Annotated in this window: 20 protein-coding genes and 2 pseudogenes; 9 read left to right on the forward strand and 13 right to left on the reverse strand. The window is 71.8% G+C overall.

All coding sequences use genetic code 11. The annotated features are described in order from the left end of the window. Nucleotides 1-152 precede the first annotated feature (152 nt). Nucleotides 153-1,376 (forward strand): annotated as a pseudogene (locus tag QWJ13_RS14830) (cytochrome P450); the annotation flags it as partial. A 138-nt stretch (nt 1,377-1,514) separates the two neighbouring features. Here the strand turns inward: QWJ13_RS14830 and QWJ13_RS14835 are convergent. Then, nucleotides 1,515-2,222, reverse strand: a complete 708-nt coding sequence (locus tag QWJ13_RS14835) for an N-acyl homoserine lactonase family protein (protein ID WP_316524652.1) — start codon at nt 2,220-2,222, stop codon at nt 1,515-1,517. Between the two features lie 57 nt (nt 2,223-2,279). After that, nucleotides 2,280-2,738: an Lrp/AsnC family transcriptional regulator gene (locus QWJ13_RS14840; protein ID WP_316524654.1), complete on the reverse strand. Its 459-nt coding sequence runs from the start codon at nt 2,736-2,738 to the stop codon at nt 2,280-2,282. 246 nt (nt 2,739-2,984) lie between these two features. Here QWJ13_RS14840 and QWJ13_RS14845 point away from each other — a divergent pair, with 246 nt between their 5' ends. The 3 genes from QWJ13_RS14845 (at nt 2,985) to QWJ13_RS14855 (ending at nt 5,830) form a co-directional block, all read left to right on the forward strand. Then, nucleotides 2,985-3,614, forward strand: a complete 630-nt coding sequence (locus QWJ13_RS14845; RefSeq protein WP_316524656.1) for a LysE family translocator — start codon at nt 2,985-2,987, stop codon at nt 3,612-3,614. Nucleotides 3,615-3,636: 22 nt separating this feature from the next. Continuing rightward, the gene (locus QWJ13_RS14850) at nt 3,637-5,130 is read left to right on the forward strand and encodes a CoA transferase (protein ID WP_316524657.1); all 1,494 of its coding nucleotides are present in this window, start codon (nt 3,637-3,639) and stop codon (nt 5,128-5,130) included. 64 nt (nt 5,131-5,194) lie between these two features. Next, complete coding sequence (locus QWJ13_RS14855) at nt 5,195-5,830, forward strand: DUF6461 domain-containing protein (RefSeq protein WP_316524659.1); 636 nt, start codon at nt 5,195-5,197, stop codon at nt 5,828-5,830. Nucleotides 5,831-5,963: 133 nt separating this feature from the next. On the opposite strand, the gene QWJ13_RS14860 is transcribed toward QWJ13_RS14855, so the two are convergent. Then, entirely contained in the window at nt 5,964-6,563 is a 600-nt protein-coding gene (locus QWJ13_RS14860) for an HdeD family acid-resistance protein (protein ID WP_316524661.1), read from the reverse strand. 232 nt (nt 6,564-6,795) lie between these two features. On the opposite strand from QWJ13_RS14860, the gene QWJ13_RS14865 reads away from it, so the two are divergent. Next, nucleotides 6,796-8,733, forward strand: coding sequence for an NAD-binding protein (locus QWJ13_RS14865; RefSeq protein ID WP_316524663.1), 1,938 nt, complete (start codon nt 6,796-6,798; stop codon nt 8,731-8,733). Between the two features lie 179 nt (nt 8,734-8,912). On the opposite strand, the gene QWJ13_RS14870 is transcribed toward QWJ13_RS14865, so the two are convergent. The 7 genes from QWJ13_RS14870 to QWJ13_RS14900 form a co-directional block, all read right to left on the reverse strand. Further along, nucleotides 8,913-9,698 (reverse strand): enoyl-CoA hydratase, encoded by a 786-nt coding sequence (locus tag QWJ13_RS14870; protein WP_316524665.1) that lies wholly within the window; start codon nt 9,696-9,698, stop codon nt 8,913-8,915. Nucleotides 9,699-9,903: 205 nt separating this feature from the next. Next, a complete protein-coding gene (locus tag QWJ13_RS14875; RefSeq protein WP_316524666.1) occupies nt 9,904-10,983 on the reverse strand; it encodes an enoyl-CoA hydratase/isomerase family protein in 1,080 nt (359 codons plus the stop codon). 224 nt (nt 10,984-11,207) lie between these two features. Continuing rightward, nucleotides 11,208-12,428: a fumarylacetoacetase gene (fahA, locus tag QWJ13_RS14880; RefSeq protein WP_316524667.1), complete on the reverse strand. Its 1,221-nt coding sequence runs from the start codon at nt 12,426-12,428 to the stop codon at nt 11,208-11,210. Beyond that, on the reverse strand, nt 12,425-13,393 hold the full coding sequence (locus QWJ13_RS14885; RefSeq protein ID WP_316524670.1) for a hypothetical protein: 969 nt from the start codon (nt 13,391-13,393) through the stop codon (nt 12,425-12,427). Before QWJ13_RS14885 ends, fahA begins: the two co-directional genes overlap by 4 nt. Continuing rightward, the gene (locus tag QWJ13_RS14890) at nt 13,390-14,592 is read right to left on the reverse strand and encodes a homogentisate 1,2-dioxygenase (protein WP_316524672.1); all 1,203 of its coding nucleotides are present in this window, start codon (nt 14,590-14,592) and stop codon (nt 13,390-13,392) included. Before QWJ13_RS14890 ends, QWJ13_RS14885 begins: the two co-directional genes overlap by 4 nt. 57 nt (nt 14,593-14,649) lie before the next feature. Next, the gene (gene hppD / locus QWJ13_RS14895; RefSeq protein ID WP_316524674.1) at nt 14,650-15,864 is read right to left on the reverse strand and encodes a 4-hydroxyphenylpyruvate dioxygenase; all 1,215 of its coding nucleotides are present in this window, start codon (nt 15,862-15,864) and stop codon (nt 14,650-14,652) included. Nucleotides 15,865-16,095: 231 nt separating this feature from the next. Further along, nucleotides 16,096-17,457 carry a phosphoribosyltransferase family protein gene (locus tag QWJ13_RS14900; RefSeq protein ID WP_316524676.1) on the reverse strand — a complete coding sequence of 454 codons (1,362 nt, stop codon included), beginning with the start codon at nt 17,455-17,457 and terminating at the stop codon, nt 16,096-16,098. 240 nt (nt 17,458-17,697) lie between these two features. Here QWJ13_RS14900 and QWJ13_RS14905 point away from each other — a divergent pair, with 240 nt between their 5' ends. Genes QWJ13_RS14905 through QWJ13_RS14915 form a run of 3 tightly spaced genes read left to right on the forward strand, consistent with a single transcriptional unit; the run spans nt 17,698 to nt 19,167 of the window. Then, a complete protein-coding gene (locus QWJ13_RS14905; RefSeq protein WP_316524679.1) occupies nt 17,698-18,069 on the forward strand; it encodes a hypothetical protein in 372 nt (123 codons plus the stop codon). Continuing rightward, nucleotides 18,066-18,476, forward strand: a complete 411-nt coding sequence (locus tag QWJ13_RS14910; protein WP_316524681.1) for a pirin family protein — start codon at nt 18,066-18,068, stop codon at nt 18,474-18,476. The genes QWJ13_RS14905 and QWJ13_RS14910 overlap by 4 nt, the downstream gene beginning before the upstream one ends. A gap of 25 nt (nt 18,477-18,501) precedes the next feature. Continuing rightward, the gene (locus tag QWJ13_RS14915) at nt 18,502-19,167 is read left to right on the forward strand and encodes a cupin domain-containing protein (protein WP_316524683.1); all 666 of its coding nucleotides are present in this window, start codon (nt 18,502-18,504) and stop codon (nt 19,165-19,167) included. Between the two features lie 337 nt (nt 19,168-19,504). Here the strand turns inward: QWJ13_RS14915 and QWJ13_RS14920 are convergent, their stop codons facing one another. After that, nucleotides 19,505-21,592 (reverse strand): sensor histidine kinase, encoded by a 2,088-nt coding sequence (locus tag QWJ13_RS14920; protein WP_316524685.1) that lies wholly within the window; start codon nt 21,590-21,592, stop codon nt 19,505-19,507. A 206-nt stretch (nt 21,593-21,798) separates the two neighbouring features. Between QWJ13_RS14920 and QWJ13_RS14925 the strand changes: the two genes are divergently transcribed. Then, a complete protein-coding gene (locus tag QWJ13_RS14925) occupies nt 21,799-22,491 on the forward strand; it encodes a response regulator transcription factor (protein WP_316525195.1) in 693 nt (230 codons plus the stop codon). A gap of 53 nt (nt 22,492-22,544) precedes the next feature. Here the strand turns inward: QWJ13_RS14925 and QWJ13_RS14930 are convergent, their stop codons facing one another. Together QWJ13_RS14930 and QWJ13_RS14935 are read right to left on the reverse strand one after the other, a co-directional pair. Next, complete coding sequence (locus tag QWJ13_RS14930) at nt 22,545-24,245, reverse strand: acyl-CoA dehydrogenase family protein (protein WP_316525197.1); 1,701 nt, start codon at nt 24,243-24,245, stop codon at nt 22,545-22,547. 54 nt (nt 24,246-24,299) lie between these two features. Next, a pseudogene (locus tag QWJ13_RS14935) lies at nt 24,300-24,833 on the reverse strand (PadR family transcriptional regulator); the annotation flags it as partial. Between the last annotated feature and the right edge of the window lie 89 nt (nt 24,834-24,922).

Here is a 24,922-nt window from a genome sequence, read left to right on the forward strand (position 1 = left end):
AATCCACCGCTTCGGCCGAAGCCGCGGAGTCAGCCGAGTCCAAGGCTGGGCCCAAGGCCGAGTCCAAGACCGAGTCCAAGGCTGAGCCCAGGGCCGAGTCCGACACGGAGCCCGCCACCAAGGCCGAGCCCGCCACCAAGGCCGAGCCCCCCGCCCCGGCCGACCTCGCCGACCCCCACTTCTGGCAGCTGCCCGCCCCCGACCGCGTCGCCGCCTTCGCCGAACTGCGCAGCCGCCCGGCCCCGGTGTTCTTCGGCAACCGGTCCGCCGGACGGGGCTTCCACGCCCTGGTCCGCCACGCCGACGTGGTCGAGGCCAGCCGCACCCCCGCCGTCTTCCTCAGCGGCCCCGGCGTGACCACCCCCGTCCCGACCCGCTGGGTCCGGCTGCTGTTCGGCGACTCGATGGTCAACCTGGACGATCCCCGCCACGCCCAGCTGCGCAAGATCGTCTCGCGGGCCTTCACCCCGCGGCTGCTCGACCGGGTCGAGGAGGACGTCCGGCGGATCAGCACCGACCTGGTCGACCGGATCGAGCGGGAGCGGCCGGAGGACTTCGTCGCCGCGGTCGCCGCCGAGCTCCCGTTCCAGGTGATCTGCACGATGATGGGCATCCCCGAGGGGCCGCGCCGCACCATCCTCGATCTGGTCGACCGCAGCTCCGTGGACATCGGCGTGGCCCGCCCGCTGCGCCGTCGGCTCCGCACGCCGGGGCGCGGGCTGCGGGCGCTGGCCCGGATGCAGGGCATCGTCGCCGGGATCGGTCGCGAGCGCCGTCGTCGGCCGGAGGAGGACCTGATCTCCGCGCTGGTCACCGCGGACGTGGACGGTCGTCGGCTCACCGGACGCGAGCTGGGTGCCTTCTTCAGCCTGCTGCTGGTGGCCGGGGTCGAGACCACCCGCAACGCGCTGGCCCACGGCCTGCACCTGCTGACCGCCCACCCCGAGCAGCGCGCCCTGCTGCTCGACGACCTCGACGGGCTGCTCGAAGGCGCGGTGGACGAGATGATCCGCCACGCCACGCCGATCATCCAGTTCAACCGGACCCTCGCCGTCGACCACGAGCTGGGCGGCCCGGGTGGCCACCTGCTGCGCGCGGGGGAGAAGGTCGCACTGTTCTACGGTTCGGCCAACCGCGACGAGGAGGTCTTCCCCGACCCGGACGCCTTCGACATCACCCGCACGCCCAACCCCCACCTCGGCTTCGGCGGTGGCGGCCCGCACTACTGCCTCGGCGCGCACCTGGCCCGGCAGGAGATGACGGCGCTGTTCCGCGAGCTGTTCACCCGCCTGCCCGAGGCACGGTCGCTCGGTGAGCCGGAGCTCGTCCCGTCCAGCTTCGACCACCGGGTCCGCTCGCTGCGCTTCACCTTCTGAGCGTCGGGACTTCCGGGCGTCGGAACGTCGGAACGTCAGAACTTCTGAACGTCCGTAGCTTCCGAGCGTCCGTGGCTTCCGAACGTTCGGAGCTTCCGGGCGTCCGGCGCCAGGCCTGGCCGGAGTGCGGAGCCGCACCTACTCGGTCGGCTCCCACACCGCCTGGTCATGCGCGAACAGCACCCGCCGTGGCCCGTACTCCGCGACCCGGTCGAGCCAGGCGTGGTACCCGGGCAGCGGCGCGGCCACGCCCTCGCGCGCCGCCCGCCGGGCGAGCACCGCCTGCCCGTACTCGGAGGCGAAGTCGTAGGCCTGCCCGGCCAGCAGGACCGGCCCGCCGCCCGGGTGGTCGACCAGCAGCGACTGGTGGCCCCCGGTGTGGCCGGGGGTGGGCAGCACCCGCACGCCCGGCCAGACCTCCGCCTCGCCGTCGAGCTCGCGGTACTCGGCACCGGGGAAGTCGACCAGCGCGTCGATGGTGTACCCGCCGCGCCGCGCGGTGGCCAGCTCGCCCGCCTGAACCAGGACGGGCGTGCCGGCGAACAGCGGGTTGCCGCCGCAGTGGTCGAAGTGCAGGTGGCAGTTGACCACCAGGTCGATGTCGCTGACGGCGACCCCGGCCGTGGCGAGTGCCTCCGGCAGAGGGCGGCGGACCGGACGGTAGTGCGCCTCGGTCTCCGGCTCGCCGCCGCCGATCCCGGTGTCGAACAGCAGCAGCCCCTCCGGGCGCCGGACCAGGTACGCGAGCACCGGTTCCACGCGTGGCTCCGGGCCGCCCACCTCGGCGGCCGGCCGGACGAAGTACCCCAGGTCGAGACGGCGGATCACACGCAATTCAGCCCCCATGTCGCAGTACGTCGCTCTGCCCGTACGGGCGGCCGCGCGGGCCCCCGCTTCGGCACCCTACCCGCCGACCGGCAGCCCCCGGTCGGCCTTCACCTGCTTCATCGTCAGATGCGAGTTGACCTGCGCGATGCCCGGCAGGCCGGAGAGCACGTCGGTGATGAAGCGCTCGTACGCGGCGATGTCGGCCACCGCGATCCGCAGCAGGTAGTCCGGCTCGCCGAACAGGCGGTGCGCCTCGACCACCTCGGGCAGCTCGGCCACCCGGCGCTCGAACTCGGCGACCGTCACCTGGTCCTCGTGACGCATGGTGATGGTCACGAAGGGCTGGAAGCCGCGTCCGACCGCCGCGCCGTCCAGTACCGCCCGGTAGCCGCGGATCACGCCGTCCTGCTCCAGTTGGCGCACCCGGCGCAGGCAGGGGGAGGGGGTGAGGTCCACCCGGGAGGCCAGCTCGGTGTTGGTCAGGCGCCCGTCCTGCTGGAGCTCGCGGAGGATTCTGCGGTCGATTCGGTCCATGGCGCAACATTCTGCCAAAACGCCACTCCGACCAGCGCAAAGTGGCCATCGCGTGCCAGTCGTCTCCGGCTACCTTCAGTGACCGCACCGGTCGCCGGGCCTCTGCGCCCACCACCGGAACACCCCCGGCCCACCACCGGAACACCCCCGGCCCACCACCGGAACACCCCCGGCCCACCACCGGAACACCCCCGGCCCACCGCCGGTCCCACGCCACGACGAGCACGACAGGCCACGCCCACGCCCATGGACACCCACTCCCTCCTCCTCTTCCTCGGAGTCGACCTGCTGCTGGTCTGCACCCCGGGCCCCGACTGGCTCTACATAGCCGCCCGCGGCCTCGGCCAGGGCCGACGCGCCGCGCTCACCGCGGTCGGCGGGGTCTGCGCCGGGTACGCCGTCCACACCCTGCTCTCCAGCGCCGGACTGGCCGCCGCGCTGCGCGCCGTCCCGGCCGCGCTGCCCGTGCTGCGCCTCACCGGCGCCGCGTACCTGCTCGTGCTGGCCGTCATGATGCTGCTCGCCCTGCGCAAGGGTGAGGGCGCCGCCGCCCTGGCCGCGCCCAAGCCGCAGCCCACCTCGACGGTGCTGCGCCAGAGCATGCTGACCGCGCTGCTCAACCCCAAGGGGCTGCTGCTCTACCTCTCCCTGGTGCCGCAGTTCGTCGACCCCGAGGCCTCGCTGCCGGTCGGCGGGCAGGTGCTCGCGCTCGGCTCGCTCAACGTGCTGGCCTGCGCGGTCGTGTACGGGCTGGTCGCGCACGCCAGCGGGCGCCTGGGTGGCCGGTTCGGCGGAACCCCGCAGGCGGCCCGCCGGATGACCATGGTCTCGGCGGTGCTGCTGATGCTGGTGGCGGGCGTCACAGCGACCGCCTGAGAAGCGGAGCACAATGCCGGGCATGACCGATCGCTCATTGCCCGTGCACGCCACCGCAACTGACGGGGGTTCCGGATTCCCCGGGACCTCCGGAGCCGCCGGGGCGGTCGGTGCCGCCGACCACCCCACGGCCCACGCCTGGGCGGCCCTCGGCGGGCCGGCCGAACTGCTGGAGCGGGTGGCCTTCCACGGCCCGGAGGACGTCCTGCCCTCCGGGCTGCCGGTACGCCGGCTGGCCCGGGCCACCGTGGCAGTCTGCTCGCTGGCGGCCGCGGAGCTCGCCGCCCACCGCGCCGGCGGCCTGGCGTCCGGCGCCGAGCCAGCGCTCGACCCGGCGTCCGTGCCCGCCGTCCGGGTGAATCAGGGCGCGGTCGCCACCGCCTTCATCAGCGAGCGGCACCTGACGATCGACGGCCGCACGCCCGTCAGCTTCGCCCCGCACTCGGGCTTCTGGCGCACCGCCGACGGCTGGGTGCGCACCCACGCCAACTACCCGCACCACCGCACCCGACTGCTCTCCGCCCTCGGCCTCGCCGCCGACGCCGGGCCCGAGCAGCTCGCCGAGGCCCTCGGCAAGCTGCCGGCCGAACAGGTCCAGGAGCGCGCGTACAAGGCGGGGGCGCTCGCGGTGGCGGTCGCGCCGGTGAGTCAGGCCAGGCACCCCCTCGTGGAGCAGCTGGAGATCGGAGCCGAGGCCGGGTCCGCGCCCGTCCGCCCGCTCGGCGAGGCCCCGGTGGACCGGCCCGCCGCCGGGATCCGGGTCCTCGACCTCACCCGGGTGATCGCCGGACCGGTCGCCACCCGTACCCTCGCCCTGCTCGGCGCCGACGTCCTGCGCATCGACTCGCCCCGGCTGCCCGAGGCCGAGGACGCCCACGCCGACACCGGCTTCGGCAAGCGCTCCGCCCGCCTCGACCTCGCCGAACCCGCCGACCGCGAGGTCTTCGAGGAACTGCTCGCCACCGCCGACGTCGTCGTCAGCGGCTACCGCCCCGGCGCCCTCGACACCCACGGCCTCAGCCCCGACGCGCTGTTCGCCCGCCGCCCGGACCTGATCCTCGTCCAGCTCTGCGCCTGGGGCTGGACCGGCCGCTGGGCCGGGCGGCGCGGCTTCGACAGCCTGGTCCAGGCGGGCGTCGGCATCGCCTGCCACGAGGCCGCCCCCGACGGCCACCCCGGCGTGCTGCCCGCCCAGGCCCTCGACCACGGCACCGGCTACCTCATCGCCGCCGCCGTCCTGCGTGCCCTCACCGACCAGCGCACCCGCCGCCCCGGCGGCCGCCACCTGCGCTTCTCGCTCGCCGGTACGGCCGCCTGGCTGCTGCACGGCATCGAACCGGAGGCGCCGCGGGAGAGCCCGGACGAGCCGTACGACCCCACCCGCTGGCTGGCCGAGACCGACTCCGCGTACGGGCGGCTGCGCCACGCCCTGCCGCCGATCGGGTACCAGGGCGGACCGACCGACTGGTCGCGCCCGCCAGGGCGCTGGGGAACGGACGAGCCGGTCTGGTTGTGACGGCTACGGGGGCTGTGACGGCCTCGGGCGGGCGTTGTCGCAGGCGTCTGGCAGCATCCTGGTCATGACCGCACACGCCACGGACTACACCTGGTTCGAGCAGCGCTACCCCGTCCTGGGCGAGGCCTACTGCCTCGCCCAGGTCCAGGGGATCTCCGCCGACGAGCTGCTGCGCCGCTTCGACGCCCTGCCCGGAGGCGAGGTCACCGGGCTGGACGCGGTGGTCGCGGCCTGGGAGTCCTTCGACGACGGGGAGGACGAGCAGGCCGAGGCACTGTTCCCCTCGGACGAGGACCGCCTGTTCGTCGCCGTCACCGAACTCGACGGCTGGGCGCTCGGCGTGGAGCCGTTCGGCTACCTCGGCGCCCTGGACGAGGTCGTTCCCCGGCTCGGCGAGGGCACCCGGCTGGTCGCGCACTTCCGCAACTCCATGGGGGTGGACCACTTCCACTGGTGGGAGCACGGCATCCGGCGGCTCCACTTCGAGCCACTCTTCCCCGACCAGCGGGACGGCTCGGACGCCGAAGCCCCAGGCATACCCGAGCTGCTGACCGCCTGCGGTTTCGACCTGGAGACGCAGGCGCACGACCTGCACACCGAGGCCGCGTTCGCGCTGGCCGAGCGGCTGACCGACCTCCGGCTCGGCCCGGAGCGGCTGGAGGCCGCGACCTTCCGGATCGGGTACGCGCCGCGCCCGTGACCGGCCCCGCCCGGCTGACCGGCTGACGGGCTGCGCCCGGCTGGCTGACCAGCCCCGCCCGGCTGACCGGCTCCGCCCAGCCGCGAGGCCGTGCCCCGGTGGGACACGGCTTCGCAGCAGCACCAGGTGGAGGTCAGGCCCCCGACGGGATCTGCTTGGCCCGGCTGCGGACCTGCAACGCCGTCGCGATCTCGACCAGGCCCAGGATCACCAGCCAGCACCCGGCCAACACGGTCAGCGCGGTGATCGACTTGACCGGCCACACCATCAGCAGCACGCCAGCCAGGGTGTTGGCTACGCCCGCGAAGGCCTGCCAGCCGCGGGCGGGCATCAACGGGTCGGAGATCGCGGCGGCGAGCTGTGTGATGCCGCGGAACAGCCAACCGATCCCGATCCACAGCCCGAGCAGCAGCAGCGACTGCACGGCGCTGCGGAAGCAGAGCAGCCCCAGCAGCACGCAGATCGCACCGCTGATGAACGCCAGCACCCGCAGCGCGGTGGTGGAGTGGGTGCCGAACGCGGCGACCAGCTGCACGACGCCGATCACCAGCAGATAGAGGCCGAACAGTACGCCCACCACCAGGAGCGTCTCCCGGGGCCAGACGAAGACCACGATCCCGAGGGCGAGCGAGGCGAGTCCGGCGACCAGCAGGATCTGCCAGGCGGCCTTGGCGAGTAGTCCGAGCGGGCCCTGAACAGGGGAACCGTCGGGGGTGATGATCGGGGAGACCACGGTGGCCTACTCCTCGGGCTTGTGCCGGGCGACGGGGTGACCCGGCACGTGCGGGACGCGTGGTGCGGGTGATGTCTCGCGACGTCGGGCCGGCCGGCTGACGGACAGGGAACGAACCCCAGCCTCTCCGCGCCGCCGTCGGACCGCGCGCCGGATACGGCCGTTCGGGGGATTTTCGGCGGTCGCCGGAACGTCATCCTCCGGCCACTTCCCGTCGATACCATCCGTCGATATGACTTCTGAAGGGTGGGGGACCCCTCCGGTCGAGCCGATCAGCCAGCACTACATCGTCTGCGGGGGCAATGCGCTGGCTCACCGGCTGGTCCTGGAACTCGTCGAACACTATGACGTGCCGGTCGTCGTCCTGGTCGCCGACCGGACCCGTGACCACGCGCCGCAGATCGAGCAACTCGCAGGCGTCGCCGCGGTCGTGGAGTACACCAGCGTCACCGAGGAGGCGCTGCGCGCGGTCTCCATCGGCACCGCGCGCGGTCTCGCCCTGGTCGAGGGGAGCGACCAGGAGAACATTCACGCCGCGCTCAGCGCCCAGAACCACAACCCGGACATCCGCATCGTGTTCCGGATGTTCAACCAGCGGCTCGGTGAGAACATCGAGCGGCTGCTCCGGAACGGGGCTGCGCTCTCCGGATCCGCCACCGCCGCCCCGGCCTTCGCCTCGGCCGCGCTCGGACGGCCCAACTCCGTTGAGGTCGAAGGGCGTTACCTGCACATCGCGTTCGACGACGACATCACCTCCGACCGGATCTGCGTGGTCGCCGACCAGATCGACCGGCAGGATGTCGGCAGGATCCGGCTGCTGCCCGAGCAGCAGGGCGACTCGGCCGAATTCGTCCGGCTCGCCAGCGAGTTCGGTGACGACGGGCCGATCCGCCCCGGCGGCGTACGGCGCGAACCGGCGTCGTCGGCCGACTCGGAGCCTGCCGGGGAGTCGGAACGTGCGGAGGAATCCGGGGAGTTGGGGGAGCTCGGGGAATCGGGGGGTTCGGAGGATTCGAGGGGTCCGGAGGATTCGGGGGACTCAGGGGAGAGACCGGCCGATGGGCAGGGCGGGAAGGCGGCACTCCAGGTGCTGCGGATCGAGCCCCGGGAGCCGATCGGCTGGCGGCGACGGCTGCGCTGGCGGCTGCTCGACACCATGCGCTTCTTCACCAGCGCCCGGATGCGGCTGGTGCTGCTCACGGCCCTCGCGGCGGTGCTGCTGGCCTTCGGGGTGCTCTGGTACCTCAACCGGAACTTCGGCTGGACCGTCTACATCGCGCTGCTCGACCTGGCCGGCGCCGCCCAGCCGGACCAGCTCGCCGACATCTCCGCCGGGACGGGCACCGGCGGGTTCTGGCAGCGGGTCGCCCAGGTGGTGATCACCATCTGCGGGATCACCTTCGCGCCGGTGGCCACCGCCATCGCGGTCGAAGTGCTGGGCTCGGGGCGGCGTGGGCAGCCGCGCAACCCCGGGGCGGGCACCCGGGAACACGTGATCGTCGTCGGCCTCGGCAACGTCGGCACCCGGGTGGCGACCCAACTGCACGACATGGGCGTGCCGGTGGTCTGCATGGAACGGGACCCGCAGGCGCGCGGCATCGCCGCCGTACGGGCGCTGGGGATTCCGGTGGTGCTGGGGGACGGCCCGTTCGAGCAGCAGTTGCGCCGGGCCCGGCTGAAGCACAGCCGGGCGCTGGTCGCGGTCAGCGGGGACGACGCCACCAACCTGGAGGCGGCCCTGGAGGCGCGCCACGGCAACCCCGAAGTCCGGGTGGTGGTGCGGCTGTTCGAGGACGACTTCGCCAGCCACTTCTACCGGACCCTGGACAACGCGGCCTCCCGGTCGGTGTCCTACCTGGCCGCGCCTGCCTTCGCGGCGGCGCTGATGGGGCGCGAGGTGCGCGGGACGCTGTCGGTGCTCCGGCACGTGCTGCTGATCGCCGAGCTGAAGGTGGAGGACGGCAGCGGGCTGATCGGGCTGAACCGGCACGACCTGGAGGACCCGGGCGGCGTCCGGGTGATCGCCGTGCGCTTCGCCCACGGCGGGCCGTTGCAGTGGAACTTCCCGGACCGCACCCGGCGGCTCGCCCCAGGCGATCAGATCGTGGTCGCCGCCACCCGCAGCGGGCTCGCCCGGCTGAACACGACGGCGGTGGAGGCGGCGGAGTGAAGGGGGCGGCGGTCGGCGGGTGGCCAGGCGGCAGGGGCCAGCCGGCGGGTGACAGGAAACAGGGTTCAGCTGACAGATTTCAACATCTGAAATCTGAAAGCTGTCAGCTGTCGTCTGTCACCTGCCGGCTGTCATCGCTCAGCCGCTCAGCCGCCCAGCCGCCCCACCGCCCACCGCCGTCAGCGGTTGGTGAACTCCGGCGGGCGCTTCTCGGCGAAGGCCGCCATGCCTTCCTTCTGGTCCGCCGTGGCGAAGGCCGCGTGGAACAGTCGGCGCTCGAAGCGGACGCCCTCGGCGAGGGTGGTCTCGAAGGCGCGGTTGACGCTCTCCTTCATCATGATCGCCGCCGGGGTGGACATCGCCGCGACCGTCTCGGCGGTGGCCAGCGCCTCGGACAGCAGCTGGTCCGCGGGGACGATCCGGGAGACCAGTCCGGCCCGCTCGGCCTCCTCGGCGCCCATCATCCGGCCGGTCAGGCACAGTTCCATGGCCTTCGCCTTGCCGACGGCCCGGGTCAGCCGCTGCGAACCGCCGATGCCGGGAATGACACCGAGCTTGATCTCCGGCTGCCCGAACTTGGCGGTGTCCGCCGCCAGCAGGATGTCGCACAGCATCGCCAACTCGCAGCCGCCGCCCAGCGCGAAGCCGGCCACCGCCGCGATGACGGGCTTGCGCAGCGCGCCGAGCCGGTCCCACGGGCCCAGCCAGTCGTCGAGGTAGACGTCCGGGAACCGGTTGCCCTGCATCTCCTTGATGTCGGCGCCGGCCGCGAACGCCTTCTCCGAACCGGTGATCACCAGACAGCCGATCTCCGGGTCCCGGTCGAAGGCGGTGGCGGCGGCGACCACCTCGTTCATCAGCTGGGTGTTGAGCGCGTTGAGCGCCTTCGGCCGGTTGAGCGTGATCAGCCCCACCCGGCCCTTGCGCTCGACCAGGATCGTCTCGTAGGTCTCGGTCTCGGTCATCGCCGTCGACTCCCATTTCCGCTGCTCGGCGCCGCACGGGCGCGCCCTGACCACCCAACGATCTACGACGCGCCCCACCTCGCGCCAGTCTTGGTATGCGAGACGCCGGTCACGAGGCAGCGCAGAGGCGGACGCACAACCGCCTCGGCGTTCACCCGCAGTGGTGTCGCGAAGGCAGCGGGCCTCCGGCGAGCGCGTGCCGGCGTCAGGCCAGGCCGAGCTCGTCGCCCTCGCGCGGGGCGAAGTAGCGTGCGACGTCCGCCTCCGTCACCTCGGCGAGTGTGGCGGGCTCCCAGCGGGGAGTGAGGTCCTTGTCGATCACCTGGGCGCGGATGCCCTCGACCAGGTCGTGGCTGTCCAGCGCGGTGCACGAGATCCGGTACTCCTGGTCGAGCACCGCCTCCAGCGAGGGGAGCGTACGGGCGCGGCGCAGCGCGGCCAAGGTGGTCTTGACGGCGGTGGGGGAGTTCGCCAGAAGGGCTTCGGCGGCCTCCTTCGCCTCCTGGACGCCGGAGTCGAAGAGGCGGTCGACGATCTCCTCGACGGTGTCGGCCGCGTAGCAGGCGTCGATCCAGGGGCGCTGCCCGGTCAGGGCGGCGGGCGGCGCGGGCTCGGCGTGCGCGGCGACGAGGCCGTCGACCTCGGTGACGCTCATGGCCGTGGCGGTCGCGGCGGCGGTGCTCCGGCTCAGGGCGTCGAGCAGGTCCGGGATGCGCGCCGAGGGCACGAAGTGGTCGGCGAACCCGCACAGCAGGGCGTCGCCGGGCCCCATCGAGGCCGAGGTGAGGCCGAGATGGGTGCCCAGCTCGCCCGGGGCGCCGGCGAGTAGACGGCTGCCGCCGACGTCCGGGACGAGCCCGATCCGGGTCTCGGGCATCGCGACGACGGAGCGCTCGGTGACGATCCGCACCGTGCCGTGGGCGGACACGCCGACGCCGCCGCCCATGGTGATGCCGTCCATCACCGCGACGTACGGCTTCGGGTAGCGGGCGATCAGCGCGTTCAGCCGGTACTCGTCGCGGAAGAACGCCCGGGTGGCGGCGCCGCCGGTCTTGGCGTCGCCGTGCATCACGCGGATGTCGCCGCCCGCGCACAGGCCGCGTTCGCCGGCGCCGGTCAACGCCACGGCGCGTATCCGGTCGTCCGTGGCCCATCCGTCCAGGGTGGCGTGCAGGGCGATGACCATGTCGCGGGTCAGCGAGTTGAGCGCCCGCGGGCGGTTCAGCACGATCCGCCCGACGCCGCCGTCCAGGAACGTTTGGACCTCCGCCACCTCTGCGCTCATCGGGCCCGCTCCCGTTCCTCGGTGATGTCGGCGTCCGCCGGCACCGGTCGGTCTCCACTGGTTCCTGAGCCCACCGTACCGGGAGAGGCGGGGAGTTGTGATCATCGGGCAAACAGGTAACAGCTGACAGATGATGAAATCTGTTACCTGTTACCTGTCATCTGTTATCCGTCATCTGTCCGCCGTCGGCGCCACCCGGCCCCGCGGCATCCCGAGGTGAACCCTCAGCCCCGGACCCGCCCGGTGACCTCGCCGAACCCGATCACCGCACCGTTCGGCCCGGGTGCCGTGGCGGTGATGGTGACCTCGTCGCCGTCCTCCAGGAACGTCCGGGTCGTCCCGTCCGGGAGCTTCAGCGGCTCCTCGCCGTTCCAGGTCAGCTCGATCAGCGCGCCCCGGGTCTCCGGCTCCGGCCCGCTGACCGTCCCGGAGGCGAACAGGTCGCCGGTGCGCAGCGAGGCGCCGTTGACGGTCATGTGGGTCAGCTGCTGCTGCGCCGTCCAGTACATGGTGGCGAACGGCGGCCGGGAGACCGGGTGCCCGTTCAGCCGGACCTCCATCGCCAGGTCCAGGCCCCACGGCTCGCCGCCCCGGTCGTCCAGGTACGCCAGCGGCTCGACGTCGCGCTCCGGCGGCGTGACCCGGGCGTGCTCCAGGGCGTCCAGCGGGACGATCCACGGCGAGACCGAGGTCGCGAAGGACTTGCCGAGGAACGGGCCGAGCGGCACGTACTCCCAGGCCTGGATGTCCCGCGCCGACCAGTCGTTGAGCAGGCAGACCCCGAACACGTGCTCGCGGAAGTCGTCCAGCACGACCGGCCGCCCCAGCTCCGACGGGGCGCCCACGACGAAGCCGACCTCGGCCTCGATGTCCAGCCGGCGCGACGGCCCGAAGGTCGGCGCGGCGTCGGTGGGCGCCTTGCGCTGCCCGTGCGGCCGCACCACCGGCGTGCCGGAGACCACGACCGTGCCCGCCCGCCCGTGGTAACCGATCGGCAGGTGCTTCCAGTTGGGGGTGAGCGGCTCCGAACCCGGGCGGAAGATCCGGCCCAGGTTGGTGGCGTGGTGCTCCGAGGCGTAGAAGTCGACGTAGTCGGCGACCTCGAACGGCAGGTGCAGTTCCACCTCGCCGGCCGGCAGCAGCGCCGGCGACAGCGCCTCGCGGAATGACTCGTCGGTGAGCCAGGTGGTCAGGTCCGCCCGCACCTGGGTCCAGACCGGACGCCCGGCCGCCATCAGCGGGTTGAGCGAGTCCGCTTCCAGCAGCGCCGACGGCGCGCCGGCCGCGCGGGCGGCCGCCCCGGCGTCCAGCACGAAGTCCCCGACGCGCACGCCGATCCGGCGCCGCCCGGGCTGGTCGGCGGCGGTGAAGACGCCGTACGGCAGGTTGTGCACGCCGAACGGCGAGTCCTGGGCGCTGGCGAGCCAGCTGCGGGGGGTGGTCAACGGTCCTCCTGGTGCAGTGGACTGGGCGACGTGAGCAGGCCGAGAGCGGCCAGGTCGCCGAGCGGCTCGGCGATGCTACAGGTGCCGAACGCGGTGAACGAGTTGCGGATCACCGTAACCTGATGGTCCGTCAGCGTGCGCACGGCCTTGGCCAGTGCCTCGCCGTCGCGTTCGGCCAGCACCGCCGCGGCCGCGGCCCGGTCGGTCTCCTGCGCGGCCAGCAGGACGTTCAGGAAGCCGTGGTGCTCGAAGCCGGTCTCCGGGTCGGTGTGCCGGACGGCGTTGTGCAGTCCGGCCGTGCACTTGTACGGCAGTCCGCGCAGGGCGCAGCCGGTGAGGAAGGCGGCCAGCTCCTCCTCGTCCGGGAACGCCTCGGCGACCAGCCCGCCGGTGCGGAACTTCGCCCGGTACGGGCTGTCCACCAGCACGTCCAGGACGGCGTCCAGCCCGTCGCCGCGCAGGAGTTCGCGCGGCAGCTCGATGGCGGCCGGAACCTCCGGCGGCAGCAGCCGGTCCAGCGTGGCCACCGCCTCGGCGGCGTCCCGGGCGGCCAGCTCGACGCCGGCCAGCTCGAACGGTGCGGCGGCGGCGAGCGCCGGGGCGAGTTCGGCGCTGCCCCCCGGCAGCACCAGCCCGACCTTGAGCGGCGGGTCGCCCGCCACCACCGAACCGTTCGCCCCCGCGGCGCCCCCCTCGACCCCGGCGGCCGTCACCGCCGAGGCCCCCGAGGCCGCGGAAGCGCCCGCGCCCGTCGGGGAGTTCATGATGGCCGCGGCCAACTCGCCGAGCCGCCCCGCCCCGCAGAGGAGCGGGCCGACCGCCTCGGCGTACCAGGCCTCGCGGTGCACCCGGTGCGCGGGCACCGCCTCGGCGACCGGCAGGTTCCCCGGAGGGAACACCGCCGCGTCGTCGAACAGCCCGCGGAACAGCTCGGGAATCACACCTCCCGAAGGCAGCGCGCTCATCGCCCGGGCCCCCGACCGGACCAGGTCCAGGCGTAGTTGGCGTCCTCGCCGGCCCGGCCGCCCTCGCCGAGCTCCAGCGGGCGGAAGGTGTCCACCATGACGGCCAGCTCGTCGAAGAACTCCACGCCGATGCTGCGCTCGTACGCCCCCGGCTGCGGCCCGTGGGTGTGCCCGCCGGGGTGCAGCGAGATCGATCCCTGTCCGATGCCCGAGCCCTTGCGGGCCGCGTAGTCGCCGCCGCAGTAGAACATGACCTCGTCGCTGTCCACGTTGGCGTGGTAGTACGGCACCGGGATCGACAGCGGGTGGTAATCCACCTTGCGCGGAACGAAGTTGCAGATCACGAAGCCGTTGCCCTCGAACACCTGGTGCGCCGGCGGCGGCTGGTGGACCCGGCCGGTGATCGGCTCGAAGTCCTTGATGTTGAAGGCGTACGGGTACAGGCAGCCGTCCCAGCCGACCACGTCGAACGGGTGGTGCGGCACGGTGTAGCGGGTGCCCGAAACCCCGTTCGGGCCACGGTGCTTGACCAGGACGTCGACGTCCCCGGGGGTGTCGGCCAGGAGCGGCCCGGCCGGTCCGCGGAAGTCCCGCTCGCAGTACGGCGCGTGCTCCAGCAGCTGCCCGTACTTGGACAGGTAGCGCTTGACCGGGGTGATGTGGCTGTTCGCCTCGATGCAGTACGCGCGCAGCGGCTCGTCGCCGGTCGGCACCCAGCGGTGGGTGGTGGCGCGCGGGATGATCACGTAGTCGCCCTGCCCGACCTCGATCGAGCCGAACACCGTCTCCAGCGTGCCGGAGCCGGACTCCAGGTACACGCACTCGTCGCCGAGCCCGTTGCGGTAGAGCTCGCTCGGGGCCCCGGCGGCGACGTACGAGATCCGTACGTCGCCGTTGCCGAGGACCAGGCGACGGCTGCCGACGACGTCCGCGGACTTCCACTCCTGGTCCGTGAACAGCTCGTGCAGCTTGAGGTGACGGGGGAGGAGCGGGTGGTTGGGCACCGTGGACTGGTCCGGCAGCTCCCAGGGCACCGCGTTGACCACCGCCGAGGGAATGCCCCGGTGGTAGAGCAGCGAGGAGTCCGAGGAGAACCCCTCTTCGCCCATCAACTCCTCGTAGTACAACCCGCCTTCGGGGGTGCGGTGCTGGGTGTGCCGCTTGGGCGGGATGCTGCCCAGCTGCCGGTAGTACGCCATCTCCGTGGTCCTCCTCGACCGTTCGTCAGGCCGCCGTCAATCAGGGTAAGCCGAGGCTCACAGGTTGCCGCGGCGGTCCTGCTCGCGCTCGATGGACTCGAAGAGCGCCTTGAAGTTGCCCTTGCCGAAGCCGAGCGAACCGTGCCGCTCGATGAACTCGTAGAAGACGGTGGGACGGTCGCCGATCGGCTTGGTGAAGATCTGGAGCAGGTAGCCGTCCTCGTCGCGGTCGACCAGGATGCCGCGCTTCTTCAGCTCCTCGATCGGCACCCGGACCTTGCCGATCCGCTCGCGCAGCTCCGGGTCGTCGTAGTAGGCGTCCGGGGTGCTGAGGAACTCCACGCCGCGCGCCCGCAGCACGTCCACGGTGGTGAGGATGTCGTTGGTGGCGAGCGCCATGTGCTGGCAGCCGGGGCCGGTGTAGAACTCCAGGTACTCGTCGATCTGGGACTTCTTCTTGGCGACGGCCGGCTCGTTGAGCGGGAACTTCACCCGGTGGTTGCCGCTGGCGACGACCTTGGACATCAGCGCGGAGTAGTCGGTGGCGATGTCGTCGCCGACGAACTCGGCCATGTTCACGAAGCCCATGACGCGGTTGTAGAACGTCACCCACTCGTCCATCCGGCCGATCTCGACGTTGCCGACGGCGTGGTCGAGGGCCTGGAAGAGGCGCTTCGGCGAGCCCTCCGGGTGGGTGACCTTGCTCTGCGCGACGACGTAGCCCGGCAGGTACGGACCGTGGTAGCGGGAGCGGTCGATCAGGGTGTGGCGGGTCTCGCCGTAGGTGGCGATGGCCGCGCGGCGCACGGTGCCGTTCTCGTCCGAGACGTCGTTCGGCTCCTCCAGGATGGTGGCGCCGGTCGCGCGGGCGTGCTCGATGCACTTGTCGACGTCCGGGACCTCCAGGGCGAGGTCGACGACGCCGTCGCCGTGGCGGCGGTGGTGGTCCAGCAGCGGGCTGTCCGGCTGGACGCCGCCCTTGATCACGAAGCGGCAGGAGCCGGAGCGGAGCACATAGGACTTGCGGTCCCGGCGGCCGGTCTCCGGGCCGGAGTAGGCGACCAGCTCCATGCCGAAGACGACCTGGTAGAACTGGGCCGTCTGGGTGGCGTTGCCGACCACGAAGACGACCGCGTCCTGGGCCGTCACCGGGAACGGGTCGGCGGCCGCGTCGTGCTCGACGAGGCCGACGAGGCGGCGCAGCTGGTCGGCGTCAAGGCCGGCCTCGCGCTCCTCGGGGGTCAACTCAAGGGCGTGGGTCTGCGGGGTCATCGCTCGTTCCTCCACTTCGGGCCTCGGAGTCGAGGCTTCCGCTGGATCGCGACCGCACCGCGAACGGGTGGGCGGTGTGGTTGCGGAGAGCTTGCTCCAGACGGAGGGGTTGGGCAACAGGTCGTTTTTCGACTGCTCAATGTGTACAAGCTGGTCAGAAAATCCCGCTGCCAGCTGGGCAAAATGTGCTGCTCAGCGGGGGTGATGCCGGAAGTCTGCGCAATGGGACGCTCACGTACTTCCGGGGCCGGTGGGACGAGGGAGGTGGCGGAGGAACCAGTCCGAGGCCAGCTCGGCGACCCGGTCCAAGGTCCCCGGCTCCTCGAACAGGTGGCTCGCGTGCGGCACCACCGCGAGCCCGGTCTCGCAGCGCAGCCGGCTCCGGGCCTGCCGGTTGAGGTCGAGCACGGTGGGGTCCAGAGAGCCGACGACGAGCAGCGTCGGGGCTCGCACCCGGGCCAGCGCGTCCGGCGCGGCGAGGTCCGGGCGACCGCCCCGGGAGACCACGGCGCGCACGGCCGGGCCCAGCTCGGCGGCGGTGTGCAGCGCGGCGGCGGCGCCGGTGCTGGCGCCGAACAGTCCGAGCGGCAGGCCCCGGGTCTCGGGCGCGGTGGCGTCGTCGGCGCCGTCCCCGAGGAGCTCACGGGCGACGGCGGTCAGCCGGGCGCCCAGCAGCGCCACGTCGAACACGTTCCGCCGGTCGGGCTCCTCGGCCTCGGTGAGTAGGTCGAACAGCAGGGTGGCCAGCCCGGTGCGGTTCAGGTACTCGGCGACGTACCGGTTGCGCGGGCTGTGCCGGCCGCTGCCGCTGCCGTGCGCGAAGACGACGACCCCGCGCGCGCCGGCCGGGACGGTCAGCCGGCCCGCGAGGCGCACCCCGGCGACGGGCAGCGACAACTCCCGGTCGACCCCGGCGCCGGGGTGCGCGGGCGGACCGTCGACGACCTCGGCGAGCAGCCGCAGCACCTCCTCGTCCTCGGTCTGCGAGAAGTCGGCGTAGAACTCGCCGATCGCGAAGAACGGGGACGGTGTGCTGACGCAGACCAGCTCGTCGGCGACCTCGTCGAGGCGCTCGATCCAGTCCGGGGGCGCGACCGGCACGGCGAGCACCACCCGCGCCGCGCCGCGCTCCCGGACGATCCGGCAGGCCGCCCGGGCGGTCGACCCGGTGGCGATGCCGTCGTCCACCACGACCACCGTGCGCCCGCGCAGGTCGGCGGGCGGCCGGTCGCCCCGGTAGCGGCGGGCCCTGCGCTCCAGCTCGGCACGCTCCTGCCGCTCCACCTCGGCCAACTGGTCGTCGGTGACCGTCGCGAACCGGATGACCTGCTCGTTCAGCACCCGGACGTCGTCCTCGCCGATGGCCCCCATGCCCAGCTCGGGCTGGTAGGGCACGCCGAGCTTGCGGATCACGCAGATGTCCAGCGGCGCGCCGAGCGCCGTCGCGACCTCGGCGGCCACCGGCACACCACCCCTCGGCAGCGCCACGATCACGGTGTCGGGGCCGGCCAGGTGGCCGAGGCGGGCGGCCAGCCGACGGCCCGCCTCGGTGCGGTCGGCGAAGCGGGTGAAGTGGGTTCCGGTGACGTGCATGACACGGCCTCCGGTTCCACCGTACGTCGTTCCCGGGCGGCCCGGAGTGGTCGGGTGGTGGCACATGGCAGGGGGGTCGGGATCGGGCCGGGATCACGTGGGATTTCGTGGGATTTCGTGTAGGAACGGGCCGGGAGCCGGACGGGACGACACCCCCGTGTGGCCGGGACAGCGGGCGGCGCACGGTGGATCCCGGAGGCGGACCGCAGGGCCCGCCAGCGACCGGAAGGAGCGCCCGCCATGCCGGGCACCGTCATCACCGACCTGCGCCGCCGAGGCGCCGTCGACCCCGGCCGCCTGCTCGCCGGACCGCTGCGCGGGGTCGGCCTGCAACGACTCGACCCGGGCCAACGCGCCGAGGTGGCCGCCGACGGCATCGAACACGCGCTGTACGTCACCGCCGGCTCCGGGCTCGCCGAACTGCCCGAGGCCGCCGAACGGGCCGCCGAGCAGCCCGAGGACGCCGAGGCCGGCGTGCCGCTCGTCGAAGGCACCGCGGTCGTGCTGCCGCTCGGCTCCCGCACCGTCCTGACCGCCGGAACGGCCGGACTGGAGTACTTCCACGCCCTGCTCGCCGTCCCGCTCTCCTCCGAAGGAGGTGACCCCAGGTGATCGTCACCACCGACACCGGCGCCGCCATGGTCGTCATCGGCCCGAACGGCGAACGGGTACGGATCCGCTCCCTCGCCCGGCGCCCGATGCTGGCCAGCGCCTGCGAAGCCTTCGACCACCTGCGGCTGAGCCCGGGAGCCCACCACGTCCTCCCGGGCCGGCCCGACACCGAGACCGTCCTGCACGTCCTGCGCGGCGCCGCCGTCGTCGGACAACTCTCCGACGAGCCCGACCACTTGGCCTCCGAAGGAGACCTACTGCTGGCCCGCCGAGGCCGCGCGCTGCACCTCGAAGCCGGACCGCTCGGCGCGGAACTGCTCTGCCTGACCCTCGCCGTCCCCCGGCACCCCGCCGGCACCCGGGCCGCCCTGGCCCGGCGCCGCGCCACCCGCCGCGACCGCCCCTGACCGGATCCGATCGAGGAGACCCCTCGTGATACTCGTCCCCGCCGCCATCCCCCGCACCGCGCCCGCCTTCCAGCGGCTGATCGACCCCGAGCAGCGGCCCGCCGTCCGCGCCGGACTCACCGTCGAGGCGCTGCCGCCGGGCGTCCGGGTCGAGCAACTTCCCTACGAATCAGTGGAATCGGTGACCGTGGTGCTCTCCGGCCGACTCTTCGCAGCCGGTCGCGTCCTCACCCCGGGTGAGGCCCTGCACCACCGCCCCGGCACCTCCAGCCGCCTCACCGCCGTCCGCGGCACCCCCACCACCGTGCTCACCGTCCGTCCCACCCCGCCCGGCGCCGCCATCCCGGCCCAGCGCTCGGACTCGACGCCCACCCAGAGCTGGCGCCAGATCGACGTGGGCACTGTCCGCCTCGCCCCCGGCGCCACCTGCGGCCCGTATAGCGACCGGGCGGCCGACACCTTCCTGCTGCTCCTTTCCGGGGCTGCCGTCTTCCTCGGAGAACTCGGTGAAACCCCGCTGCTCCCCGGCGACTTGGTCTACATCCGGGAAGGCGAACGGTACGGCCTCCGGGCCGGCCGACGCGGCCCGGTCACCGCCGTTCTCGGCCGCGTCGGCGCCCCCGGCGCTGGTTTGGGACCGGAATGGGACGGCAGGCCCATGCGCTTGGGGCAGGCCGACCCGCAGGGTTGAGAACAGAGCGATCGAGCTGGATCGATTGCTTGGAGACAAAGGAGCACCACCTCATGGCAAAGAACACCAGGACCACAGTGATGAGCGTGGCCGGCGTGCTGGCCGGCGCGATCGCGACGACGGTCGCTCGACGCAAAGCTGCCAGATCAGCCCCGGCGACTGGTGCCGTTGGGAAGCCAGGCGAAGGGGTAAGGCCCTCATATATTGACTGCGGTCCGGGTAGGGGAGCACACACTACTTGACCAGCAAGACCGGACTTCAGCCCGGTCGAGGTGACATCAGCAGCTGGCAGATTCTCGAAATCTGCCAGCTGTTTTCTGAGGTCCTCACACACCTGTTATGTTTTGGCCGCCGACCGCGGTAGCACGGCCAGCACCTGTGTTCCCCTACGCATGGGCAAGGACTGGATCGTGCAGCGACCGCCGATCTCTGCCGCGCGGTCTGCCATCGAACGCAGTCCCACTCCGCCGCTGTTGGTGCGTGAACTCTGACTCGCTTGGTAGCCCACTCCGTCATCCTGCACGGTCAGAGTCATTGACTCACCATCCACCCGCAGCGACACCCGTGCCGTTCGTGCCTTGGCGTGCCGCAGTACGTTGTTGAGTGCCTCGGCAGTGATTCGATATGCCGCGACTTCGACGGCTGCCGACAGCTCTGGTAGCGGATCGTGGGATAGTTCCACGGTCACGCTCAGCTCGGCCTGGCTGAAGGCATCTGCCAGCTGCCGGATCGCCTGAGTCAGCCCGAACTCGCCCAGCGGTGCAGGTCCGAGCCGGTCGGTGATCCGACGGACCTCCTTGATTGCCAACCCCAGGCCGTCCGATACTCCATGCAACGTGTCTGCGAGCCCGCCATTGGCTTCCGAGCCCGCATTGTCTACCTGTAGTCGGAGTCCGGCCAGGGCGGGGCCAAGTCCGTCGTGGATATCTCGCCTTAGCCACCGCCGTTCCTCCTCCCGCGCGGAGACGATCTGTTCCCGGCTGGCCTGAAGGTCCTCTTGGAGTCGTAGTGAAGCGACTGCGGGCGAGGCCTGGTCGGCGAGGGAACGCAGGATGTCGACGTCGCTGGCGTCCAGTCGCTGCTCGCCCGAGCGCAGCCCTACAGTCAACGATCCGATCTTCAGCCCGTTGTGGATCAGAGGGAAGTCCTGGCTGCGCCCGTCCAGCTTCCCGGTCGTGGCCAGAGTGCGACATCCGGATCGGGTGACGACGGAGAGCATGACCCCGGGCAGTCGAAGCTCCTCCGCGACCGTCTTGCACAACACCACTGCCAACTGCTCCGGGGCTACTACCTGCCGCACGTGCCCTGCGAGCGATCGCAGCACCTGATACGGCTGTGCTCGCTCGCCGTAGTACAGCCGGTCCACCAGGAGTACAGCGTGTCGTGCGGCCCGCGGAAGCGCGGCGCCGAGCGCGTACACCAAGGAAATCAGAACTAGGGCGGCCGCGCCGCGCCCCGGTACCAGCCAGTTGGACAGTACGGCGGCAGCCACAACGAACAGCCCGGTGACTCCGGTGCTCAGCAACAGCCCGATCAGGACATTACGGGCCGCTCGGTCGAGTCGCCAGCCCTGGTCGCGGACGACCAGGAAGCCCATTGCGGCTGCCCAGACCAGACCTGCGCTCGAAAGTAGCGAGTAACTAAGCCAGTAATGCTCGGACACATTCCGCTCGTACAGGTCTTGCATTCCGGTCCAGAGCAAGTAGGCCGCGAGCATAGCCGTCACCCGCAGCTGATGCCGGCGTGTATCGAGCCCGCTGGCTCGATTTTGTGTCCGCAGCAGACGGACCAGCAGGATCGTGGAGACGAACGCGACTAGGCCATCGGTGACCAGCATGTCCTGGCCGTTGAGGGACACGATGGTGGTGTAAAAGAAATGTGCGGGTTGGGTACCGGCTAGAGGGTTGTGCCGCCCATAGGCTGTTTGGCGGTCAAGCTCCATGACCGCCTCCGGGACCACCCATAGTGAGATGGCCCCGATGTACCACCACCAGCGCCGCGTCGTTAAGCGCCCGCTGGGGAGCCATAGTGGAAATGAGTACAGAATCACGGCGTTGACCGAAGTGAGGGCTACATCCAAGATCGACGTGGCGCTGACGATGCCAGGGTTGGAGACCTCGACCCAGACTGGCGCAGCCGCCGCTCGGGGCAGGATGAGGGTCAGGGCGTAGATGAGCATGACCCAACCGAGTGGGCTTCCTGGTCGGTGTGCGTGCAGCAGCATGCCTGCACCCGCGCTCGCCAGGGCATAGATCAGGACGGCGAGGTGGTTTCGGGGAGGGTTAACGCTCGGGTCGCCCAAGTGCACGAGTACGTAGCAGATCCACAGCGTCGCAACGACGAAACAAACCGCCGTCACCACCGCCGCAGCCGCCAGCTGCCGCTCGGCCCGTGTGCGGCGCGGGGGAGAGATCGCCGTCGTCATGGCACCACCTCTCGGATGGGTCCGGCCGGCGGGGCGCCGGTCCTGGGGAGACCCAAGCCTCGGCGGCCCGGTGTCCCGGGTGCGTGAGGCACCGGTCTCGGATCGTGGCGCGACGTGGGCCGACACGCGGAGGTGTTCACGTGCATGTCACGGAAAGTCACGCGATCGCCGCTGATAGTGTCGCCCGCGTGGATGAAGAACAGTCGCTGGAACCTCCGGACCCCGTCTCGGAAAGGGTCGTCCGTGTACTGATTGTTGACGATCACCCGCTCTTCCGGGAGGGTCTCAAAGCGGCGCTGGAGAGCGCGGAAGGCATCGTGGTGGTCGCCGAGGCTGAGCGGGTGGCCGAGGTTCCGGAGGCTGTCGCCCGGTCCCGTCCGACGGTGGTGATCATGGACCTCTCGCTGCCCGACGGCTCCGGGCTGGACGCCGTCCGGCACCTGGTCGCCCAGGAGGCGCCGCCGCCGGTGCTGATGCTGACCATGTCGGACGACGACGGGAACCTGTTGGCCGCCCTCCAGGCGGGCGCGCGCGGTTACCTGGTGAAGGGCGCCGGGCGGGAGGAAGTGCTGCACGCGGTGCGGACGGTCGCGGCGGGCGGGGCGGTGTTCGGCGGTGAGGTGGCGGGGCGGATCACCGCGCTGCTGGCGGGGGCGAGGATGCGCGAGGCGGGGCAGCTCTTCCCGGAGCTCACCGCCCGTGAGGCCGAGGTGCTGGACCTGGTCGCGCGAGGGCTGGACAACCGGCGGATCGCCCGGGAGCTGGTGGTCGCGGAGAAGACCGTCCGCAACCACATCACCCACATCTTCGAGAAGCTGCACGTCGCCACCCGTGCCGAGGCCGTCGCCCGGGCCCGCGACATGGGCCTCGGCGACGGCCGCACCTCCCCGGACCGGTGACCCGGGGGGTGCCGGCCCGACCGGCACCCCCCGGGGTCCTACCCGTCTCCGTCCTACGGCTGCATCTCGTACGCGCCGGTGAGCGCCTCGACCTGCTCCCACACCCGCGCGTCCCGCGCCGCGTCGGCCACCGGGCGGCGGACGTTCGCCAGCGCCCAGGCGGCCTGCTCCTCGGTGGCGGAGGCCTTGCCGTGCAGTTCGGTGGCGTGTGCGGAGAAGTCGCGGACCAGCGCGTCGAAGATCCGGTCCAGGACCTCCGTGTCCAGTCCGGTCAACTCGGCCTGCTCCAGCACCAGCTGGCCGTAGACGATCAGCGCGAACAGCTGGCCGATCTCCAGCAGGAAGTCCAGGTCCGCCTGCTGCTCCTTGCTCGGCGCGTTCGCAAGAAGCAACTCGCAGAATCCGTCGGCCTGTTCGCGGAAGCGGGCGACGTTGGGCAGCGCGGCGTGGCGGTCGTAGGCGGCGCGCCAGTCGTGGAAGCGGATCGCGCCGAGGCCGCGGGCCGGGCCCTGGTGGAACAGGAAGGTGTCGTCGGCGGCGTCCAGGCGGGTCGGCACCGGGGCGTAATCGGCCGGGGCGAACAGGTAGTTGCCCATGAACTTGAGGATCAGCGCCAGGTTGACGTGGACGGTGCCCTCCAGCTTCGGCAGGCCGCGGATGTCCTTCGCGGCCTTGTCGAAGTAGGTGTCCGCCTCGAAGCCCTTGGCCGCGATGACGTCCCACATCAGGTCGATGACCTTCTCGCCCTCGGTGGTGACCTTCATCTTGGTCATCGGGTTGAACAGCAGGTAGCGGCGGTCCTCGGGGGAGGCGGTGCGGAAGTAGTCCACGGCCCGCGCGGAGAACAGCTTCATCGCCACCAGGCGGACGTACGCGTCGGTCAACTCCCGCTTCACGTGCGGGAAGTCGGTGACCTTCTTGCCGTACAGCACCCGGTTGTGGGCGTGCGTGACGGCCTCGTACATCGCGTGCTCGCAGATGCCGATCGAGGCGGTGCAGAGGTTGAACTTGCCGACGTTGACGGTGTTGAGCGCGGCGTCGAAGGCGGCCTGCCCGGTGTGCAGTACGTCCTCGGCGCGCACCGGGTAGTCCTCCAGGTGGAACTCGCTGACGTACATCTGGGCGTTCACCACGTTCTTGACCAGGTGGTACGCCTCGTGGCGGCTGTCGGCGGCGAAGAAGACGTAGCCCTCCGGGCCTTCGACGTCCGAGCGGCGGCCGAACACCGAGACCAGGCCGGCCACGTTGCCGTTGCCGATGTAGTACTTGGAGCCGGTCGCGGTGAAGCCGCCCTCGCCGTCGGGGGTGAGGATCATGTCGGTGGAGTAGATGTCGGCGCCGTGGGTGCGCTCGGAGAGGCCGAAGGCCATCACGTGGCCCTCGGCGAGGAGCTTGGCGGCGCGGGCGCGGACGGCCTCGTTCTCGCTCTGCCAGACCGGGCCGAGGCCCAGGATGGTGACCTGCCAGGTGTACCAGTAGCCGAGGCCGTAGAAGCCGAGGATCTCGTTCAGCTCGGCGATTCGCGCGGTGTCCCAGCGCTTGTCGGGGTCGGCCGCGGCGGGGGTCAGGAACTCCGCGAACAGGCCCTCCTTCGCGGCGAATTCGAGGAAGTCGGCGTACCAGCTGCGGTCGATGTAGGTGTCGATCAGAGCCTTCTTGCCGCGGGACTCGAACCAGTCGACCGTCGCGCGCAGCAGCCGGCGGGTCGGCTCGTCGAACTGTGCGGGGTCGTAGCTGCGCGGGTTGAAGAGCATCGAGGGGCTCCCGGGGTTCGAGGGTTCGGGGGTGATCGGGGTGATCGGGGTGGTGAGGCGGCGCAGGGTGGCGAGCACGTCGTCGAGCCAGGCGATGGTCATCCGCTCGTACTCGATGCCGCCGCGCAGCACCACGTGCTGCAACTCCTGCCGGGCGTCGAGCGCGGCGGGGTCGGGGAAGTCCCGCTGCTCGCCGTGCAGGTAGCGGGCGAGCAGGGCGGCGTGGCTGTCGCGGTGCCGTTCGACCTCGGAGACCAGCGCGGCCGGATCGTCGAAGGCGGCGGCCCGGATCTTGACCGCGAGCTCGTGCCGGACGGTCTCCGGGTCGACCGGTTCGCGCAGCCAGTCGGCCAGCGCGGCCCGTCCGGCCTCGGCCGCCGAGTAGACCTTCTTGTCCGGGCGCCCCTCCTGGGGGACCTCCCGTGCGGACACCCAGCCGTCCGCCTCCATCCGCCGTAGCACCCGGTAGATCTGCTGGTGGGTGGCGGTCCAGAAGCGTCCGATCGAGCGGTCGAAGCGCCGGGCCAGCTCGTAGCCGGAGCCGGGCTGCTCCAGCAGTGAGACGAGGATCGCGTGCTCCAGTGCCATGGCCGCATCCTGCTATGCAACGAGTTGCATAGGCAATGGCGGCCCGATCGGTTGAGACGCAGGTCACCGGCGTGATCCGATGGTTATCG

The sequence above is a fragment of the Kitasatospora brasiliensis genome (assembly GCF_032654805.1).
In the GTDB taxonomy this organism is placed as follows: domain Bacteria; phylum Actinomycetota; class Actinomycetes; order Streptomycetales; family Streptomycetaceae; genus Kitasatospora; species Kitasatospora brasiliensis.

Excerpts from the sequence above, each read along its gene's own strand:
- QWJ13_RS14890 (WP_316524672.1), bottom strand. The coding sequence starts at position 14,592 with ATGGCGTACTACCGGCAGCTGGGCAGCATCCCGCCCAAGCGGCACACC.
- QWJ13_RS14900 (WP_316524676.1), bottom strand. The coding sequence starts at position 17,457 with ATGCACGTCACCGGAACCCACTTCACCCGCTTCGCCGACCGCACCGAG.
- QWJ13_RS14930 (WP_316525197.1), bottom strand. The coding sequence starts at position 24,245 with ATGCTCTTCAACCCGCGCAGCTACGACCCCGCACAGTTCGACGAGCCG.
- QWJ13_RS14875 (WP_316524666.1), bottom strand. The coding sequence starts at position 10,983 with ATGAGCGCAGAGGTGGCGGAGGTCCAAACGTTCCTGGACGGCGGCGTC.
- QWJ13_RS14865 (WP_316524663.1), top strand. The coding sequence starts at position 6,796 with ATGACTTCTGAAGGGTGGGGGACCCCTCCGGTCGAGCCGATCAGCCAG.
- hppD (WP_316524674.1), bottom strand. The coding sequence starts at position 15,864 with ATGACCCCGCAGACCCACGCCCTTGAGTTGACCCCCGAGGAGCGCGAG.
- QWJ13_RS14840 (WP_316524654.1), bottom strand. The coding sequence starts at position 2,738 with ATGGACCGAATCGACCGCAGAATCCTCCGCGAGCTCCAGCAGGACGGG.
- QWJ13_RS14885 (WP_316524670.1), bottom strand. The coding sequence starts at position 13,393 with ATGAGCGCGCTGCCTTCGGGAGGTGTGATTCCCGAGCTGTTCCGCGGG.
- QWJ13_RS14835 (WP_316524652.1), bottom strand. The coding sequence starts at position 2,222 with ATGGGGGCTGAATTGCGTGTGATCCGCCGTCTCGACCTGGGGTACTTC.
- QWJ13_RS14855 (WP_316524659.1), top strand. The coding sequence starts at position 5,195 with ATGACCGCACACGCCACGGACTACACCTGGTTCGAGCAGCGCTACCCC.
- QWJ13_RS14870 (WP_316524665.1), bottom strand. The coding sequence starts at position 9,698 with ATGACCGAGACCGAGACCTACGAGACGATCCTGGTCGAGCGCAAGGGC.
- QWJ13_RS14905 (WP_316524679.1), top strand. The coding sequence starts at position 17,698 with ATGCCGGGCACCGTCATCACCGACCTGCGCCGCCGAGGCGCCGTCGAC.
- QWJ13_RS14845 (WP_316524656.1), top strand. The coding sequence starts at position 2,985 with ATGGACACCCACTCCCTCCTCCTCTTCCTCGGAGTCGACCTGCTGCTG.
- QWJ13_RS14920 (WP_316524685.1), bottom strand. The coding sequence starts at position 21,592 with ATGACGACGGCGATCTCTCCCCCGCGCCGCACACGGGCCGAGCGGCAG.
- QWJ13_RS14850 (WP_316524657.1), top strand. The coding sequence starts at position 3,637 with ATGACCGATCGCTCATTGCCCGTGCACGCCACCGCAACTGACGGGGGT.